This is a genomic window from Pantoea sp. SJZ147, assembly GCF_007828605.1.
Taxonomy (GTDB): Bacteria; Pseudomonadota; Gammaproteobacteria; order Enterobacterales; family Enterobacteriaceae; genus Pantoea; species Pantoea allii.
Genome location: NZ_VIVB01000018.1, coordinates 105,126 through 121,949 on the forward strand (window position 1 = coordinate 105,126; position 16,824 = coordinate 121,949).

13 protein-coding genes are annotated in these 16,824 nt (G+C 51.0%); 6 read left to right on the plus strand and 7 right to left on the minus strand.

What is annotated here, in order from left to right:
• Positions 1–89: 89 nt before the first annotated feature.
• Positions 90–1,913, minus strand: coding sequence for a ribosome-dependent GTPase TypA (gene typA / locus FBY13_RS22095; protein ID WP_063877741.1), 1,824 nt, complete (start codon positions 1,911–1,913; stop codon positions 90–92).
• A 432-nt stretch (positions 1,914–2,345) separates the two neighbouring features.
• On the opposite strand from typA, the gene glnA reads away from it, so the two are divergent.
• The 3 genes from glnA to glnG all read left to right on the plus strand — a co-directional run bounded on the left by glnA (position 2,346) and on the right by glnG (position 6,415).
• On the plus strand, positions 2,346–3,755 hold the full coding sequence (gene glnA / locus FBY13_RS22100) for a glutamate--ammonia ligase (RefSeq protein ID WP_063877742.1): 1,410 nt from the start codon (positions 2,346–2,348) through the stop codon (positions 3,753–3,755).
• Positions 3,756–3,948: 193 nt separating this feature from the next.
• The gene (gene glnL, locus FBY13_RS22105) at positions 3,949–4,998 is read left to right on the plus strand and encodes a nitrogen regulation protein NR(II) (RefSeq protein ID WP_063877743.1); all 1,050 of its coding nucleotides are present in this window, start codon (positions 3,949–3,951) and stop codon (positions 4,996–4,998) included.
• 7 nt (positions 4,999–5,005) lie between these two features.
• A complete protein-coding gene (glnG, locus tag FBY13_RS22110; RefSeq protein WP_014332989.1) occupies positions 5,006–6,415 on the plus strand; it encodes a nitrogen regulation protein NR(I) in 1,410 nt (469 codons plus the stop codon).
• Between the two features lie 39 nt (positions 6,416–6,454).
• Here glnG and hemN read toward each other — a convergent pair whose 3' ends face one another.
• Positions 6,455–7,828 (minus strand): oxygen-independent coproporphyrinogen III oxidase, encoded by a 1,374-nt coding sequence (gene hemN, locus FBY13_RS22115; protein ID WP_145395149.1) that lies wholly within the window; start codon positions 7,826–7,828, stop codon positions 6,455–6,457.
• A gap of 234 nt (positions 7,829–8,062) precedes the next feature.
• Entirely contained in the window at positions 8,063–8,584 is a 522-nt protein-coding gene (yihI, locus tag FBY13_RS22120) for a Der GTPase-activating protein YihI (protein ID WP_063877745.1), read from the minus strand.
• Between the two features lie 551 nt (positions 8,585–9,135).
• Here yihI and yihA point away from each other — a divergent pair.
• A complete protein-coding gene (yihA, locus tag FBY13_RS22130; protein WP_145395153.1) occupies positions 9,136–9,771 on the plus strand; it encodes a ribosome biogenesis GTP-binding protein YihA/YsxC in 636 nt (211 codons plus the stop codon).
• A 398-nt stretch (positions 9,772–10,169) separates the two neighbouring features.
• On the opposite strand, the gene polA is transcribed toward yihA, so the two are convergent.
• From polA to FBY13_RS22155, 4 genes are all read right to left on the minus strand, one after another.
• Positions 10,170–12,956: a DNA polymerase I gene (gene polA / locus FBY13_RS22140; RefSeq protein ID WP_096011132.1), complete on the minus strand. Its 2,787-nt coding sequence runs from the start codon at positions 12,954–12,956 to the stop codon at positions 10,170–10,172.
• 380 nt (positions 12,957–13,336) lie between these two features.
• Entirely contained in the window at positions 13,337–13,966 is a 630-nt protein-coding gene (gene dsbA, locus FBY13_RS22145; RefSeq protein ID WP_063877747.1) for a thiol:disulfide interchange protein DsbA, read from the minus strand.
• A gap of 25 nt (positions 13,967–13,991) precedes the next feature.
• On the minus strand, positions 13,992–14,978 hold the full coding sequence (locus FBY13_RS22150) for a serine/threonine protein kinase (protein WP_096011133.1): 987 nt from the start codon (positions 14,976–14,978) through the stop codon (positions 13,992–13,994).
• A gap of 45 nt (positions 14,979–15,023) precedes the next feature.
• Positions 15,024–15,299, minus strand: a complete 276-nt coding sequence (locus FBY13_RS22155) for a YihD family protein (RefSeq protein WP_063877749.1) — start codon at positions 15,297–15,299, stop codon at positions 15,024–15,026.
• Positions 15,300–15,353: 54 nt separating this feature from the next.
• On the opposite strand from FBY13_RS22155, the gene mobA reads away from it, so the two are divergent.
• Together mobA and mobB are read left to right on the plus strand one after the other, a co-directional pair.
• Positions 15,354–15,926: a molybdenum cofactor guanylyltransferase MobA gene (mobA, locus tag FBY13_RS22160; RefSeq protein ID WP_109718222.1), complete on the plus strand. Its 573-nt coding sequence runs from the start codon at positions 15,354–15,356 to the stop codon at positions 15,924–15,926.
• Entirely contained in the window at positions 15,926–16,438 is a 513-nt protein-coding gene (mobB, locus tag FBY13_RS22165; RefSeq protein ID WP_145395150.1) for a molybdopterin-guanine dinucleotide biosynthesis protein MobB, read from the plus strand. Before mobA ends, mobB begins: the two co-directional genes overlap by 1 nt.
• Positions 16,439–16,824 lie beyond the last annotated feature (386 nt).

Below are 16,824 nucleotides of genomic sequence, written 5' to 3' on the forward strand. Positions count from 1 at the left end.
GTTACGGGCTGGTTTAGGCTGGATTTAACTCTGTATGACAATCGCGCAGGCAAAAAAAAGCCCCGTTAAACGGGGCTTCTTACATGCATTTACGCGTCTTTAGGACCGCGTGAAGCACGCTTACGATCGTTCTCGGTCAGGTGACGTTTACGGATACGCACGGACTGAGGGGTAACTTCGACCAGTTCGTCGTCATCAATGAACTCGATAGCCTGCTCAAGTGTCATTTTGATCGGTGGAACCAGCGTCGTTGCTTCGTCAGTACCGGAAGCACGCATGTTAGTCAGCTTCTTACCGGTCAGGCAGTTTACGGTCAGGTCGTTAGAACGACTGTGAATACCGATGATCTGGCCTTCATACACTTCTGCACCGTGACCCAGGAACAGCTTACCGCGATCCTGCAGACCGAACAGGGCGAAAGCAACCGCTTTACCCTGGCCGTTGGAGATCAGAACGCCGTTCTGACGCTGGCCCACTTCGCCCGGACGAATATCATCGTAGTGGCTAAAAGTGGAGTACAGCAGACCGGTACCTGATGTCATGGTCATAAATTCGTTACGGAAACCGATCAGACCACGGCTTGGGATCACGTAGTCAAGACGTACGCGGCCTTTACCATCTGGGTCCATGTTTTTCAGGTCGCCTTTACGCTCGCCCATGGCTTGCATAACGGAACCCTGATGCGTTTCTTCGATATCCAGCGTCACGTTCTCGAACGGCTCTTGCTTACGGCCTTCGAATTCGCGGAAGATAACTTTCGGACGGGATACCGCCAGTTCGAAACCTTCACGACGCATGTTCTCGATCAGAACAGACAGGTGCAGCTCACCACGGCCCGATACACGGAACGCGTCAGCATCTTCAGTTTCTTCAACACGCAGTGCTACGTTGTGAACCAGTTCTTTGTTCAGACGCTCAAGGATCTGACGTGACGTCACGTACTTACCTTCTTTACCGCAGAACGGTGAGGTGTTGACGTTAAAGAACATCGTGACCGTTGGCTCATCCACGCTCAGTGCTGGCAGGGCCTGCACATTCTGCGGATCACAAATGGTGTCAGAAATGTTCAGTTCACCCAGACCGGTGATAGCAATGATATCGCCCGCTTCTGCCATGTCGCTGTCAATACGCTCCAGGCCCAGGTGAGTCAGCACTTTACCGACTTTACCGTTACGCGTTTTACCTTCGCTATCAATGATAGTGACTTGCTGGTTAGGCTTCACTTTACCGCGCTTGATGCGGCCGATGCCGATAACGCCCAGGTAGTTGTTGTAGTCCAGCTGAGAGATTTGCATCTGCAGCGGCGCGTCAGCTTCAACCTGTGGAGGAGATACGTGGTCAACGATAGCCTGATACAGCGGGGTCATATCGTCAGCCATGTCTGTATGCTCAAGACCGGCAATACCATTCAGCGCAGAGGCAAAAATGATAGGGAAGTCCAACTGCTCGTCAGTCGCATCCAGGTTAACGAACAGGTCAAATACCTGATCAACAACCCAGTCAGGACGTGCGCCAGGACGGTCGACTTTGTTGATAACCACAATCGGCTTCAAACCATGCGCGAACGCTTTTTTGGTTACGAAGCGGGTTTGCGGCATAGGGCCATCCATCGCATCTACAACCAACAGTACCGAATCCACCATAGACATTACGCGTTCAACTTCACCACCGAAGTCAGCGTGTCCTGGGGTATCAACGATGTTGATACGGTAGTCGTTCCATTTAATGGCGGTATTTTTTGCGAGGATGGTAATCCCACGCTCTTTCTCCAAATCATTGGAGTCCATCACACGCTCGGTGGCTTCAGTACGGGCATCAAAAGTACCAGACTGTTGCAGCAGTTTATCAACCAGGGTGGTCTTTCCATGGTCAACGTGCGCGATGATGGCGATGTTACGCAAATTTTCGATCACAGCTTTTTTGCCTCAGGCATTAGAAATAACGCGGTATTGTACACGGATTAAGCGGGAGACTGAACACGATCACACTTTTCACTGAAAGTTTATTGCATTGTCGCAAAATCGCACTATTAGCCGTGCAAAATTTGCACTGCATCGAGGTTTTGCACCAAAAAAGTGCTCACTTTCAACTCAGATGCACACAAACGGTGCGTTGCGACTATCATGGTGCATGACTTATATGACAAAAAGGTGCATGACAGCGCGATTTTGTGCAAAGAAATAAAGTTGGCACAGAATTCGCTTTGTATTATCCAGACGAAAACGATGTAAGACAACGGTTGCAGAGCTGGTCAGGATCAGATTCAGGAATGGTCGTTAACAGTCGTTCATTCCGTAACCCGGTTCTCACTATGTAGACAATGACCATTTCCAGGAGAGTTGAGTATGTCCGCTGAACACGTTCTCTCGATGATGAACGAGCATGAAGTTAAGTTTGTTGACCTGCGTTTTACCGATACCAAAGGTAAAGAACAGCACGTTACTATTCCGGCTCACCAGGTTAACGCTGACTTCTTCGAAGAAGGCAAAATGTTCGATGGCTCTTCCATCGGCGGCTGGAAAGGGATTAATGAATCAGACATGGTACTGATGCCTGATGCAACCACGGCGGTGATGGACCCTTTCTTTGAAGATTCTACGCTGATTATTCGTTGCGACATCCTTGAGCCAGGCACCATGCAGGGCTATGACCGTGACCCACGCTCTATCGCTAAGCGTGCTGAAGACTACCTGCGCGCTTCAGGCATTGCGGACACCGTTCTGTTTGGCCCAGAGCCAGAATTCTTCCTGTTCGACGATATCCGTTTTGGTTCTTCAACGTCTGGCTCACATGTTGCCATCGACGATATCGAAGCGGCATGGAACACCAGTAAAGAATACGAAGGCGGTAACAAAGGTCACCGTCCAGGTCTGAAAGGCGGTTACTTCCCGGTGCCACCGGTTGACTCATCACAGGACATCCGTTCTGCCATGTGTCTGACCATGGAGCAAATGGGCCTGGTGGTTGAAGCCCATCACCATGAAGTCGCAACAGCAGGTCAGAACGAAGTGGCAACGCGCTTCAATACCATGACCAAAAAAGCTGACGAAATTCAGATCTACAAATATGTCGTGCACAACGTCGCTCATGCCTACGGCAAAACCGCGACCTTTATGCCAAAACCTATGTTTGGTGACAACGGTTCCGGTATGCACTGCCACATGTCGCTGTCTAAAGGCGGTCAGAACCTGTTCTCTGGCGATAAGTACGGCGGCCTGTCTGAAATGGCACTGTTCTACATCGGCGGTATCATCAAACACGCTAAAGCCATTAACGCCCTGGCAAACCCAACCACCAACTCGTACAAACGTCTGGTGCCCGGTTATGAAGCCCCGGTCATGCTGGCCTACTCAGCACGTAACCGTTCAGCCTCAATCCGTATCCCGGTGGTTGCCAGCCCGAAAGCGCGTCGTATTGAAGCCCGCTTCCCGGACCCGGCTGCTAACCCATACCTGGCGTTCACCGCCCTGCTGATGGCTGGCCTTGATGGCATCATCAACAAAATCCATCCTGGTGACGCGATGGACAAAAACCTGTATGACCTGCCACCGGAAGAAGAAGCTGAGATTCCAAAAGTTGCAGGTTCACTGGAAGAAGCGCTGATTGCCCTGAACGAAGACCGCGAGTTCCTGACCCGTGGCGGCGTGTTCACTGATGATGCTATCGATGCCTACATCGAACTGCGTAAATCAGAAAACGATCGTGTTCGCATGACGCCGCACCCGGTTGAGTTCGAACTGTACTACAGCGTTTAATTTCAGAGTAAGCAAATGGGTGCCGCAGATAAACATTGCAAAGGCGGCACCGAGAGTCTGAAACGTTTTTTTGTTGCCGTGGAAACTTTAGCCCATCTTCGGATGGGCTTTTTTCTCCGCGAATTCATCGTTCATTCGCTTTAATTCCGGCTTAAAGATTACAATGCACTAAATTAGTGCAGAGGAACGCTGTATGGCAACTGCCTCACTGCCCGATGCAGGGCAGATTCTCAATACCTTAATCAACAGTATTTTGTTGGTGGATAACGATTTGGTTATTCATTATGCCAATCCTGCGGCACAGCAATTACTGGCGCAAAGTTCACGTAAATTATTCGGTACGCCGTTACCTGAATTGACCGGCTATTTTTCGCTGAATGTCGAGGTAATGCGCGAGAGTCTTGAGGCGGGCCAGGGCTTTACTGACAGTGAAGTCACTCTGGTGGTCGATGGCCGGGCACACATTATGTCACTCACGGCACAACGGTTGCCTGATGGCTTAATTTTGCTGGAAATGGCGCCCATGGATAATCAGCGTCGTTTGAGCCAGGAACAATTACAGCATGCTCAGCAGGTTGCGGCTCGCGATCTGGTGCGTGGACTGGCCCATGAGATTAAAAATCCGTTAGGGGGATTGCGTGGCGCCGCTCAGCTGCTGTCCCGCGCCCTGCCCGATCCCGCGCTGAACGAATATACCAAAGTTATTATTGAACAGGCCGACCGCCTGCGGAATCTGGTCGATCGCTTATTAGGGCCTCAACAACCGGGTATGCACATTACCCAGAGCATTCATCAGGTCGCTGAACGGGTGGTTAACCTGGTCTCGATGGAGCTGCCCGAAAACGTGTCTCTGGTCCGCGATTACGATCCCAGTCTGCCGGAGTTACCGCACGATCCCGACCAGATTGAACAGGTTCTGCTGAATGTCGTGCGTAATGCGCTGCAGGCGTTAGGCGAGGACGGCGGCACGATCGTGATTCGCACCCGTACGGCCTTTCAGCTAACGCTGCATGGCACGCGGTATCGTCTGGTCGCCCGTATTGATATTGAAGATGACGGCCCCGGCATTCCGGCCCTGCTCCAGGATACGCTGTTTTATCCCATGGTGAGCGGACGTGAAGGCGGAACCGGTTTAGGTCTTTCTATTGCCCGTAGCCTGATTGATCAGCATTCAGGAAAAATTGAGTTTAACAGTTGGCCGGGTCATACCGAATTTTCGGTTTACCTGCCTATTCGCCAGTGAGGTTTCTATGCAACGAGGGATAGTCTGGATCGTCGATGACGATAGCTCCATCCGCTGGGTGCTTGAACGCGCGCTCACTGGAGCCGGTTTGAGCTGTGCGACCTTTGACAGCGCGAATGACGTGCTGAACGCATTAGCGACGAAAACCCCGGACGTTTTATTATCAGACATTCGTATGCCAGGTATGGATGGTCTGACGCTGCTAAAACAGATTAAACAGCGTCATCCTATGCTTCCGGTCATCATTATGACGGCGCACTCCGATCTGGATGCCGCGGTCAGTGCCTATCAGCAAGGGGCATTTGATTATCTGCCGAAGCCGTTCGATATCGACGAAGCTGTCGCGCTGGTTGAGCGCGCCATCAGTCACTATCAGGAACAGCAGCAGCCACGCAATCAACCCGTCAGCGGCCCAACGACCGATATTATCGGTGAAGCACCCGCCATGCAGGACGTGTTTCGTATCATTGGCCGTCTTTCCCGCTCGTCGATCAGCGTTCTGATCAACGGTGAATCCGGGACGGGTAAAGAACTGGTTGCACATGCGCTGCATCGCCACAGCCCTCGTAGTAAGGCTCCTTTTATTGCCTTAAACATGGCTGCGATTCCAAAGGATTTGATTGAATCTGAACTGTTTGGCCATGAAAAAGGGGCGTTTACCGGTGCCAATCAAATCCGCCAGGGCCGTTTTGAACAGGCAGATGGCGGCACGCTGTTTTTAGATGAAATCGGCGATATGCCGCTGGATGTTCAGACTCGCCTGCTGCGCGTCCTGGCTGATGGACAATTTTATCGTGTTGGCGGCTATGCGCCGGTCAAAGTTGACGTACGTATCATTGCCGCAACGCACCAGAACCTTGAGCTGCGGGTGCAGGAAGGCAAGTTCCGTGAGGATTTGTTCCACCGCCTGAACGTTATTCGCGTGCATCTCCCGCCTTTGCGTGAGCGCCGTGAAGATATTCCCCGTCTGGCCCGTTATTTCCTCCAGGTGGCTGCACGGGAGCTTGGCGTTGAAGCCAAGATTCTGCACGCGGAAACCGAAACGGCGCTAACGCGTCTGCACTGGTCGGGTAACGTGCGTCAGTTGGAGAACACCTGCCGTTGGTTAACCGTTATGGCGGCGGGGCAGGAAGTGCTGATCCAGGATTTACCGCCTGAACTGTTTGAATCCAGCACGCCAGAAAGCCCGACGCAGTCGTTGCCTGACAACTGGGCGACACTGCTGGCGCAGTGGGCGGATCGCGCGCTGCGTTCCGGTCATCAAAATCTGCTGTCTGAAGCTCAGCCGGAGATGGAGCGCACATTACTCACCACTGCGCTACGTCATACCCAAGGGCACAAGCAGGAAGCAGCACGTTTGCTCGGCTGGGGAAGAAATACCCTGACGCGTAAGCTTAAAGAACTGGGCATGGAATAAGAAACTAACCCGCCGGGACAGCCTGTGCTGTTCCGGCTTTTATATCACGCGTGAAAACGGCTGTTGCCGCGCTTTTTGTCGTAAACAGGCATCGAAGCACATACAAATATTACGAATCAGTAACCGTCCGATCCCCGTCACTCTCAGGCCGGTTGCGTCCTGCTCCACCAGCCCGTCAGCCACCAGCGGTTTTAACAGCGCCAGGTCTTGCGCAAAATACGTTTCAAAGTGAAGGTTCCACTGGGCTTCCACCGCGCTGAAATCGAGCGAGAAGTTGCAGATCAGCGCTTTGATCACATCACGACGTAAGCAGTCATCATCACGTAGCGTTAAACCCCGCCACAACCCATGACCCTGTTTTTCGACCTGGCTGTACCAGTCGTTAAGGCCTTTCTGGTTTTGTGCATAGCTGTCGCCAATCATGCTAATGGCAGATACGCCGAGACCCAGTAAGTCGCTGTCGCCCTGGGTGGTATAACCCTGAAAGTTACGGTGCAGTTTCCCCTCGCGCTGTGCCACTGCCAGCTCGTCCTGGGGTTTCGCAAAGTGATCCATGCCGATGAACTGGTAGCCATGCTGAGTCAGCGTTGCGATAGTTTGCTGCAGGATGTCCAGCTTCTGCTGTGGCGACGGCAGCTCATCGTCTTTAATTTTACGCTGTGCGGCGAACAGTGCGGGCAGATGGGCGTAATTGAAGACGCTGAGACGATCGGGATTGAGTGCGATAACGCGCTGCAAGGTATAAGCAAAACTTTCGGGCGTTTGCAGCGGCAGCCCGTAAATCAGATCAATGCTGGTTGAACGAAATCCCTGCTCGCGTGCCCGCGCCATTAATGCAAAAATAACCGCTTCATCCTGAACCCGATTAACCCGCTCCTGCACCGCTTTATTAAAATCCTGTACGCCCATGCTCAGGCGATTGAAACCGCACGCACGCAGATGATCGATCACATCCAGTTCAATTTCACGCGGATCGACCTCAATCGACATCTCCGCGTCATCGACAAAGGTAAAGTGCTGTTTCAGCAGCGCCACCAGCCTGCTGATCTGCTGTTTATTGAGAAACGTGGGCGTCCCGCCGCCCCAGTGCAACTGGCTGACCTGACGACCACGAAACAGCGGTGCGCGAGCAACGATCTCCTGCTCAAGCGCATCCAGATAACGGTCGGCTTTGTGCAGCTGACGCGTGACAATCTTATTGCAGCCACAGAAATAGCACAGGCGATGACAGAACGGGATGTGGATATACAGCGATAACGAACGTTGTGGATAGCGCTCAGTCGCACGTCTGAAGTCATCGGCGGTAAAGTTATCGCTGAACGCTAATGCGGTGGGATAAGACGTGTAGCGCGGCCCGGCATAGTTATACTTTTCAATTAACGCCGGGTCCCACTCAAGCTGCATTGCTGACATGCTTACTCCTTCCGTTTACGTCGCCGTTGTAAAGGTCGCGATACAGAAGGAAAGAGAGGAGAGCGGGCGGAAACCCGACGTAAACGCTGCTTCAGACGCGACAGTCGTTGTAGTTTAAACATTAACCACAGCAGATAACATGTCATCAACAACCATAAAATTGATCCAGGCCAAAACATTGTCGTTTACCTGTTAAGCGGGGCATGCGGATTAACGCATGCCGATCAAAAATGCTTAATTACCTTTAAGCAGGCGGTACATATCTTCTTCCGCCTCCTTGTCCTCTTCTTCGTCCATCTCAATGCCAAGCTGTTCCATCAGTTCGTCAATGCGATCCAGGGTGACGTCGAGCCAGCCCTGATCATCAGATGACAGCGTCTCACCTTTTTCAAGACGATCCAGCAGCGCATCAAGGCGCTCACTGTTCTCCAGCTGCGCCAGCTCTTCTTCAGGCGTAAGCGCGGCTTTTTTCTCTGCGGCCGGTTTCGCCGCAACTTTTTTCACTTTCGCCGGTGTGGCGTTTTCGCCAGCAATCAATGCCACCGGCTTTTTGCTGCCAATGCGTGGATCTTTCGCGGCGTCACTTTGTTTGCTGGTGTTGCTCTGAGTTTGCGGGTTAGCACGGCTGCCAGACGCATGACCGCGATGCTTTTTGTCGCGTTTACGATCGCGCGCTTCATGATTGATATCGTCACGCGATTTGCGTTTAGCTTTGGCGACAGGCTTACCTTTCGCAGCGCTTGCAGGTTGCTTCATAATATTGGGTCCCGGTGTTTTTTATTCAGTATAGAATTGCGGCGAAATCTAGCAGAAACCAGACAAAGAAAAAAGGCGACAGCTCAAGCTGTCGCCTTATTTCATACCTTCGGCAGAAGGAATCATGTTTCAAATCCGTTTCGGCTCACAACATCCCGGTTAATCCTGCGCCTGCTCAACTCTTGAGCCTGTCCTTTTCCTTTTCCGGTCCGACATCCCTGACCATTTCCACTCCAGCCGCTCTTCGTCATCCCGACGTTCCTGAGCGCATCATCCTGATGAGTGCGTCCTGCACTGCTGAATAATGTAGACCATCTGGTAAAACCCTCAAGTAACACTTGCGGGGTATTTGAGCGTAAAAACCTATACTTAAGTATAATGCCCTGAATTTTAATCATTTATTTTTTTAATTATTTAATTAAAAAGAGACATAACTGGCAAGATTTATGGCAAATGTCTCACAACCTTACCTGACCAATGGTATTGAGCACTTTCACGCCATAACGCGTATAATCAGCGCCATTGCCCTAATGCGTTCCTGGAGTATCACCTTGTCTGAACTGAATTACCATGTCACCCGCTTCATTCTTAGTGCACCGGACATCCGCCATTTGCCTTCTGATACCGGCATCGAAGTGGCGTTTGCTGGCCGTTCAAACGCGGGTAAATCCAGCGCCTTAAATACGTTGACCAATCAAAAAGGCCTGGCGCGAACCAGTAAAACGCCCGGTCGTACGCAGTTGATTAACCTGTTTGAAGTCACAGAAGGTAAACGCCTCGTCGACTTACCGGGTTATGGCTATGCCGAAGTGCCAGAAGAGATGAAACTTAAATGGCAGCGGGCGTTAGGTGAATACCTGCAAAAACGGCAGGCGCTCAAAGGCCTGGTGATACTGATGGATATTCGCCATCCGCTTAAAGATCTGGATCAGCAAATGATTCAATGGGCGGTAGAGAGCGGCATCCCTGTTTTACTGCTGCTGACTAAAGCTGACAAGCTTGCTTCCGGCGCACGTAAAGCCCAGCTCAATGTGGTGAAAGAAGCCTCAATGGCGTTTATGGGTGATGTGCAGGTAGAGATTTTCTCATCGCTGAAAAAAATTGGCGTTGATAAAGTGCGTCAAAAGCTGGATAGCTGGTTTAGTGAGCTTGAGCCTGCTGTAGAAGATCAGGACACTGAGGCATAAGCGAAGCGATGTGCTACGTATTTTTAGCGTTTTTCCAATAAAAAACGCCCCAGTCACAGAATGACTGGGGCGGCTAAATTCAGCCAAATCCGATTACGTGAAGTAAAAGGTCTGAAAGATAGAACATCTTACCTCTGTACCCTACGCCTCGAACTTTACCTGATTTTTTGTGAGCGACAAAGGGTTTTTTGTTGCTCCCTTTCATTTTTAATCACTTTTTTTACCGCACTCGTCACAAAAACGAGAGTGGGATGTAGTTAAATTACAAAAAAAGTGCTTAGGCCATAATAAGTTACTGCACCGTTTTGCGGCTTCAGCGAGGGCCGACGCCTGTTCCCTGCCTGCCCACGGGACATCGCATAACAGGTGGCGCGTTAACGCCACCTGTTATGGCCGTATCAGTGCGCTTGTTCCCAATTATCTCCGACACCGATTTCGACCAGTAAGGGCACATCTAACGCCATACTGCCTTCCATAAGCGTGCGAATCTGCTTGCTGGCCTCATCAACGGCATCGGCTTTAATTTCAAACACCAGTTCATCGTGCACTTGCATGATCATCCTTACCGCATCATCGTTCTGCTTCTGCAGCCAGCTATCAACCGCAATCATGGCGCGTTTGATGATATCTGCAGCCGTCCCCTGCATCGGCGCATTAATCGCCGCGCGTTCAGCCGCCTTACGACGAATGGCGTTACTGGACTTGATGTCAGGCAACCACAGACGACGTCCATCCAGCGTTTCAACATAACCGTTGCTGGCCGCGAGCTGGCGCGTGTTTTCCATATAACGCAGCACGCCGGGATAGCGTTCAAAGTACAAATCCATATACTTTTTCGCTTCGCCTGCGCCAATGTTTAGCTGGCGAGATAACCCAAATGCACTCATGCCATAGATGAGACCAAAGTTGATGGCCTTGGCACTACGGCGTTGTTCGCCCGTAACCTTACTGAGCGGCACGCCAAAGACTTCTGAGGCGGTGGCGCGGTGGATATCCTCACCCTGGGAAAAAGCATCCAGCAGGCCTTTATCCTGCGACAGGTGCGCCATGATGCGCAGTTCAATCTGCGAATAGTCCGCCGCGACAATGCGGTTGCCCTTGTCTGCGATGAAGGCCTGACGGATGCGGCGTCCTTCATCGTTGCGCACCGGGATGTTTTGCAGATTAGGATCGGTTGAAGAAAGGCGTCCGGTTGCCGTCACCGCCTGATGATAAGACGTGTGCACGCGCCCGCTAACGGGATTTATCATCAGCGGCAGCTTGTCGGTGTAAGTTGACTTCAGTTTCGAGAGTCCACGGTGCTCCAGAATCACCTTCGGCAGGGGATAGTCCAGAGCCAGCTCTGCCAACACTTCTTCACTGGTAGAGGGCGCGCCACCCGGTGTTTTTTTCGTGGGCTTAATTCCCTGCTTTTCAAACAGAATGACCTGCAACTGTTTCGTCGAAGAAAGATTGAAGGGCTCACCCGCCAGCTCATGTGCTTTAAGCTCAAGCTCAGCCAGACGCGATGTCAGCTCTTTCGAGTGCTGCGCCAGGATAGCCTGATCGATCAACACGCCATTACGTTCTATACGTGAAATCACTTTAAGCAGCGGCATTTCAATCTGTTCAAAAACCTTTTTAGGTCCGGCTTCTTTTTCAAGCTCTGGCCACATCTTCAGATGCAGCTGTAAGGTCACATCGGCGTCTTCTGCTGCGTAGTGCGCGGCCTGCTCAAGGGCTATCTGATTAAAGGTAAGCTGATTTTTACCTTTACCGGCGATCTCTTGAAAGGTGACGGTTTTATGATTCAGCCAGCGCGCAGAGAGGCTGTCCATATCATGCTTGCCTACCACGCTATTCAGGATGTAGGACTCCAGCATGGTGTCGTATTTGATACCGGCAAGTTCTATATCGTAGTTTTTCAGGACGCCACGATCGTATTTGAGATTTTGGCCGACTTTGCTGGCGTTAGGATCTTCCAGCAGCGGTTTGAGTTGCGCCAGTACGGCATCGCGGTCGAGTTGCTCCGGCGCATCCAGGTAATCATGTGCCACAGGCAGATATGCCGCATCACCCGGCGCTACCGCAAAGCTGAGGCCGATAATGTTGGCCGTTAACGTGTCCAGCCCATCGGTTTCCAGATCAAACGCAAAGACCTCGCTGTTTTTCAGCTTTTCAACCCAGGTGTCTAAGGTTTGCTGATCCAGAATGGTGACATAGCCGTCAGTTGATAACAGGCTGGTCGCCTCAACGCTCGCCGCCGGCTCATCAGCCAGGGCCTGCTGGGATTGTCGGTTGCTCTTATTACCCTGCAACCATTTTCCCTCTTGCAGGTCAGTCAACCAGCGCTTGAATTCGAAACGGCTAAACAGTGCCTGCAGTGCTTTGACATCAGGTTCACTGACCGTGAGCGCTTCGCACGGCTGCTCAAGCTCAACGTCAGTTTTGATGGTGGCAAGCTGATACGAGAGAAAAGCAACATCGCGATTCTGCTCCAGCTTAGCGGCCATGGTTTTTGCACCACGAAATGAGAGATCGGCGACTTTATCGAGATTATCGTAAATCGACTGCATCCCACCTAACCCCTGCAGCAGCGCCTGGGCCGTTTTTTCACCCACGCCCGGCACGCCAGGAATGTTATCTGAGCTGTCCCCCATCATCGCCAGAAAATCGATGATTAAAGCGGGTGGCACACCATACTTTTGTTCCACTTCTTCCGGCCCGAGAATGGTGTTGGTCATCGTATTAATCAGGGTAATCGCCGGCGTGACCAGTTGCGCCATATCCTTATCGCCTGTACTGATCAGGACAGAATAGCCTTTTTTCTCCGCCTCTAACGCCAGCGTGCCAATCACATCATCCGCTTCGACACCGCTTACGGCTAACAACGGCAATCCCATCGCGCGCACCATTTCATGCAGCGGTTCTATTTGTGACCGCAAATCATCGGGCATCGGTGGACGGTGGGATTTGTAATGTTCAAACAGCTCATCCCTGAAGGTTTTGCCTTTAGCGTCAAAGACCACAGCAACATGTGTAGGGCTGTATTGTGCCAACAGGCTTTTCAGCATGTTCAGCACACCATACATAGCACCAGTAGGCTCACCTGCAGTGTTGGTTAGCGGCGGGAAAGCGTGGTACGCGCGATAAAGATAGGATGAGCCATCAACCAAAATCAGGGGGTTTTCTGCTATTTGCGCCATATGTCTGTGTATTCTTCATTGCCATGGATTGGTCTATAAGGATGCCACACCTTGGCGAAAAGGGTTAATCAAGACAAACCGAGATCGGCGTTTTTCGTGCTTCTGTAATCGGGATCGCAACGATCTTTCTGTGGATAACTTTGTGCGTAAAAATTATATCAATAGTTTATTTATAGTATAAAAAAGATTGAGGCTAAATTTAATCACATAAAAACAATGAGTTAATTTAAATCCGTGATGCGATCGTGATTTTTAATGACATGTTTGCTTGTGTGGATAGAAAAACTGTGCTTCCTCAACCTGCCAGCGATGTGCGTAGTGATTACAAATGAAAACGCCAGCGTATGCTGGCGTTATGCAGGGTATTCAGCGTAAAACGCTTATTTTTTCTCAACCAGGAACTTAACCACGTTGGCATAATCTGCCACAAAGTTCGCCATCGAGCTGGTATCCAGACCACCGTTATTAACCATGTATTTACCGTTAATAAAGATCGCTGGCACACCGCGCAGATCAACATCAGAGGCCGCTTTTTGCTGCTGGGCCACCAACGCTTTTACCGCAAAGCTGTTCCAGGCCGCATCGTATTGCTCAGAGGAAATGCCCGCTGCTTTAATGAATACCTCTTTCAGGCTGGCTGCGTCAGTAATCGTCTGGGTTTTCTGGATGCCATCAAAAATAGGTGATGTGACTTTATCTTCTACGCCCAGCGCCATAGCCACTGCCCACGCATGGGTAACAACCGGACCTAAGTCGCCACCAAGGAAATCGACATGGTATTTAACCATCTTGGTATCAGCTGGCAGATTTTTTTTCACTGCATCACTGACATGGTAGATTTGCTCGAACTGGTAGCAGTGCGGACAGAAAAAAGAGAAAAACTCCATGACCTGCGGCTCACCTGCTATAGGCTTAGGCAGGCTAACGTACTGTTTACCTTCAGAAAACTGTGCAGCAGATGCGCTAAACGCCAGCACCAAACCAATCAGTGCAAAAAATATTTTCTTCATTGGGGAAAACTCTCCTGACTTTTCATTAAAATTGCGGGGCCAGCTGCAACGGCGGTTCCCGTAACACCTTTTCCTGCTCGATAAACTGCAAAATTTGCCTGCGCCAGAAATCCTCATCCGTCATCCAGGGGAAGGCGCGCGGAAAAGCAGGATCCTGCCAACGGCGAACCACCCAGGCCAGATAATAAATCATGCGCATGGCACGTAAAGGCTCAATCAGTGACAATTCATTAATATCGAAGTCGCTGAATTCACTGTAGGCGTCCAGTAAAATATCCCACTGAATACGCTGTTCCTGTCTGTCACCACTGATTAACATCCACAAATCCTGAATGGCCGGACCATTGCGGGCATCATCAAGATCGACAAACAGCGGACCATCACGCCACAGAATATTACCCGGATGGCAATCACCATGTAATCGTAGCGGCTGCCAGTCACTGTGCCAGCTTTTGCGCAACGTCACGCCGAGTTTATCGACGGCTTCGAGCAGTGCATTGCGAAGTGAGGCTGGCACGAGCCTGGTTTTTGCCAGTTCGTCCCGCGGCTGATCCAGATATTCTTCAAGCCCTATCGATGGACGTTGCTGAAACAGGCTTTTGCGGCCAGTTTGATGAATACGTCCCAGGAAACGGCCTACCCATTCCATCTGATCTTCGTTGTCAGTTTCATACTGCCGTCCACCCAGGCTGGGAAAGACTGCATAGTAAAAGCCAGCATGACGTTGCAGCGTATCGCCCTGCAAAACTAACGGCGCGGCAATCGGCACCTCATCGTCCAGCAAATCCTGGGAAAACCGATGCTCTTCGGTGATCTGTTCTGCACTCCAGCGCTGAGGGCGATAAAACTTAGCAACGTAGCGGCGTTTTTCATCGTCGCTAAACTGATAAACACGATTTTCATAGCTGTTCAGGGCGGTTAAACCAGAATCCACCCGAATACCCGTTTCCCAAAGCGCATCCAGCAGGACATCAGGATTGAGCGTCTGGAAGTTAAAGGCGGCATCACTCATGGTTATCCCTGTGCTTATCTTTACGGTTAATCGCCAAGGATAACACTACTCGTCATTTTTGATGACACCGCGTGCTCGTAGCAGGGCTGTTTTAAAATCAACTTCATAATCTTTTTTCAGGCCTGGAATCTGATCGTCGCTGGCTGAATCACGCATTTTTAGATGATAAATCAATACGTCATCGCTTAATTCACTTAATGGGCCAATGAAACCGGACTCTTGTGCCAGTTTTTGTAAAAATGCCAACAGGTTAAGATCGGGTTCTTTTTCCCACGCCGGTAGCAGGAGTTCAAGCAATTCAGTCAGCCGATGCGTTTTCATGACGATTCCTTAATGCAGGGTGCGTTATATCCAGAATGAAGCAAGGAGACAAAAATGACAGCATTCACCGGTGTAATCCTTGCTGGCGGACAAGGTAGCCGTATGGGTGGGCAGGATAAAGGGTTACTCATCATGCGGGGTGAACCACTTTATCAGCACGTTTTGCAGCGGTTGAGGCCACAGGTAGACATTGTGTTAATAAGTGCTAACCGCAACATTGATCATTATCAGCTAAGTGGTTGTCAGGTCGTAACAGATTCGATTAAAGACTACCCTGGACCGCTGGCAGGTATGCTGAGTGGTTTGCGGAACAGTCCCACAGAGTGGGTGGTATTTTGTGCCTGTGATACACCCAATATCCCTGGCGATCTTGTCGCACGTTTATGGCAGCAGCGTAACAACGCTCTTGTCGTGTGGGTCAAATCGTCACAACGAGATCATCCCACCCTGGCGTTAATGAATAAGGCGATCGCCGACGATCTTGAAGCCTGGTTGATGCGCGGTGAGCGCCGACTGATGCAATTTATGCGTGAGCATGGTGGGCATTCGGTGTCGTTTAGCGACCCGGAGTCGGCTTTTAGCAACATCAATACGCCTGACGACCTTGTGGAGCAGGAGAAATCATAATGTGTGTTCCGTTGTTGGCCATTGTCGCCTGGAGTGGGACCGGTAAAACCACACTTCTTGAGCAGGTTATACCCTTGTTAAGGGCGCAGGAGATACGTGCAGGATTGATTAAGCATACCCACCATGACATGGACGTAGATACGCCAGGCAAAGACAGTTATCGACTGCGCCAGGCCGGAGCCGATCAGGTTATTGTCGCCAGCGACCGTCGTTGGGCGCTGATGTGTGAAACGCCTGAGCAGCCTGTGAGTTTAATGGCGTTAGCACGGCAAATGGACAGCAGACAACTGGATGTGGTGTTGGTAGAAGGATTTAAAGGTGAACCAATACCAAAGATTGTGCTTTGGCGATCGGGCGTGAAAGGTGAGCTTGCAGCACTGCTGGATGAGAACGTCGTGGCTGTCGCCACTGACGACATGACACTAAAGCTGGACGTGCCTGCCATGAATATCAACCAGCCAGAAGCAGTGGCCGCGTTTATCATGGCATGGCTGGGTAAAAAGAAGCATTAAGGGCGGAGAGGTAGGGAGTGAGAGCGTCTGTGAGCAAGTTTTTTACCCAGATCAGCGGCGTTCTCTGCAGGGCTTTTTCATCTTCGGACGGAGAAAGTGACGTAAATTCCGTTATGACGGACACGCCATCCGGCTTTCTCACGCGCCGTTTCATCCCGGCCCGGCGGTTTGAATGACGCGGACGGCGCTCGCGCAGTCCCGGCTGCGCAGCATAACCGTCCTGACGCCCCGCTTTTCACCGGTTACGGACGTAAAAAAGCCCTGAACTTTCGTTCAGGGCTTCTTCACTTGTTTGATGCCTGGCAGTTGATGAATCACGCGGTGATTCACCCTTCGGGCCGCTGCTCTGCAGCGTTCAAAAGCATTCGCTTTTGTCCTACTCTCTT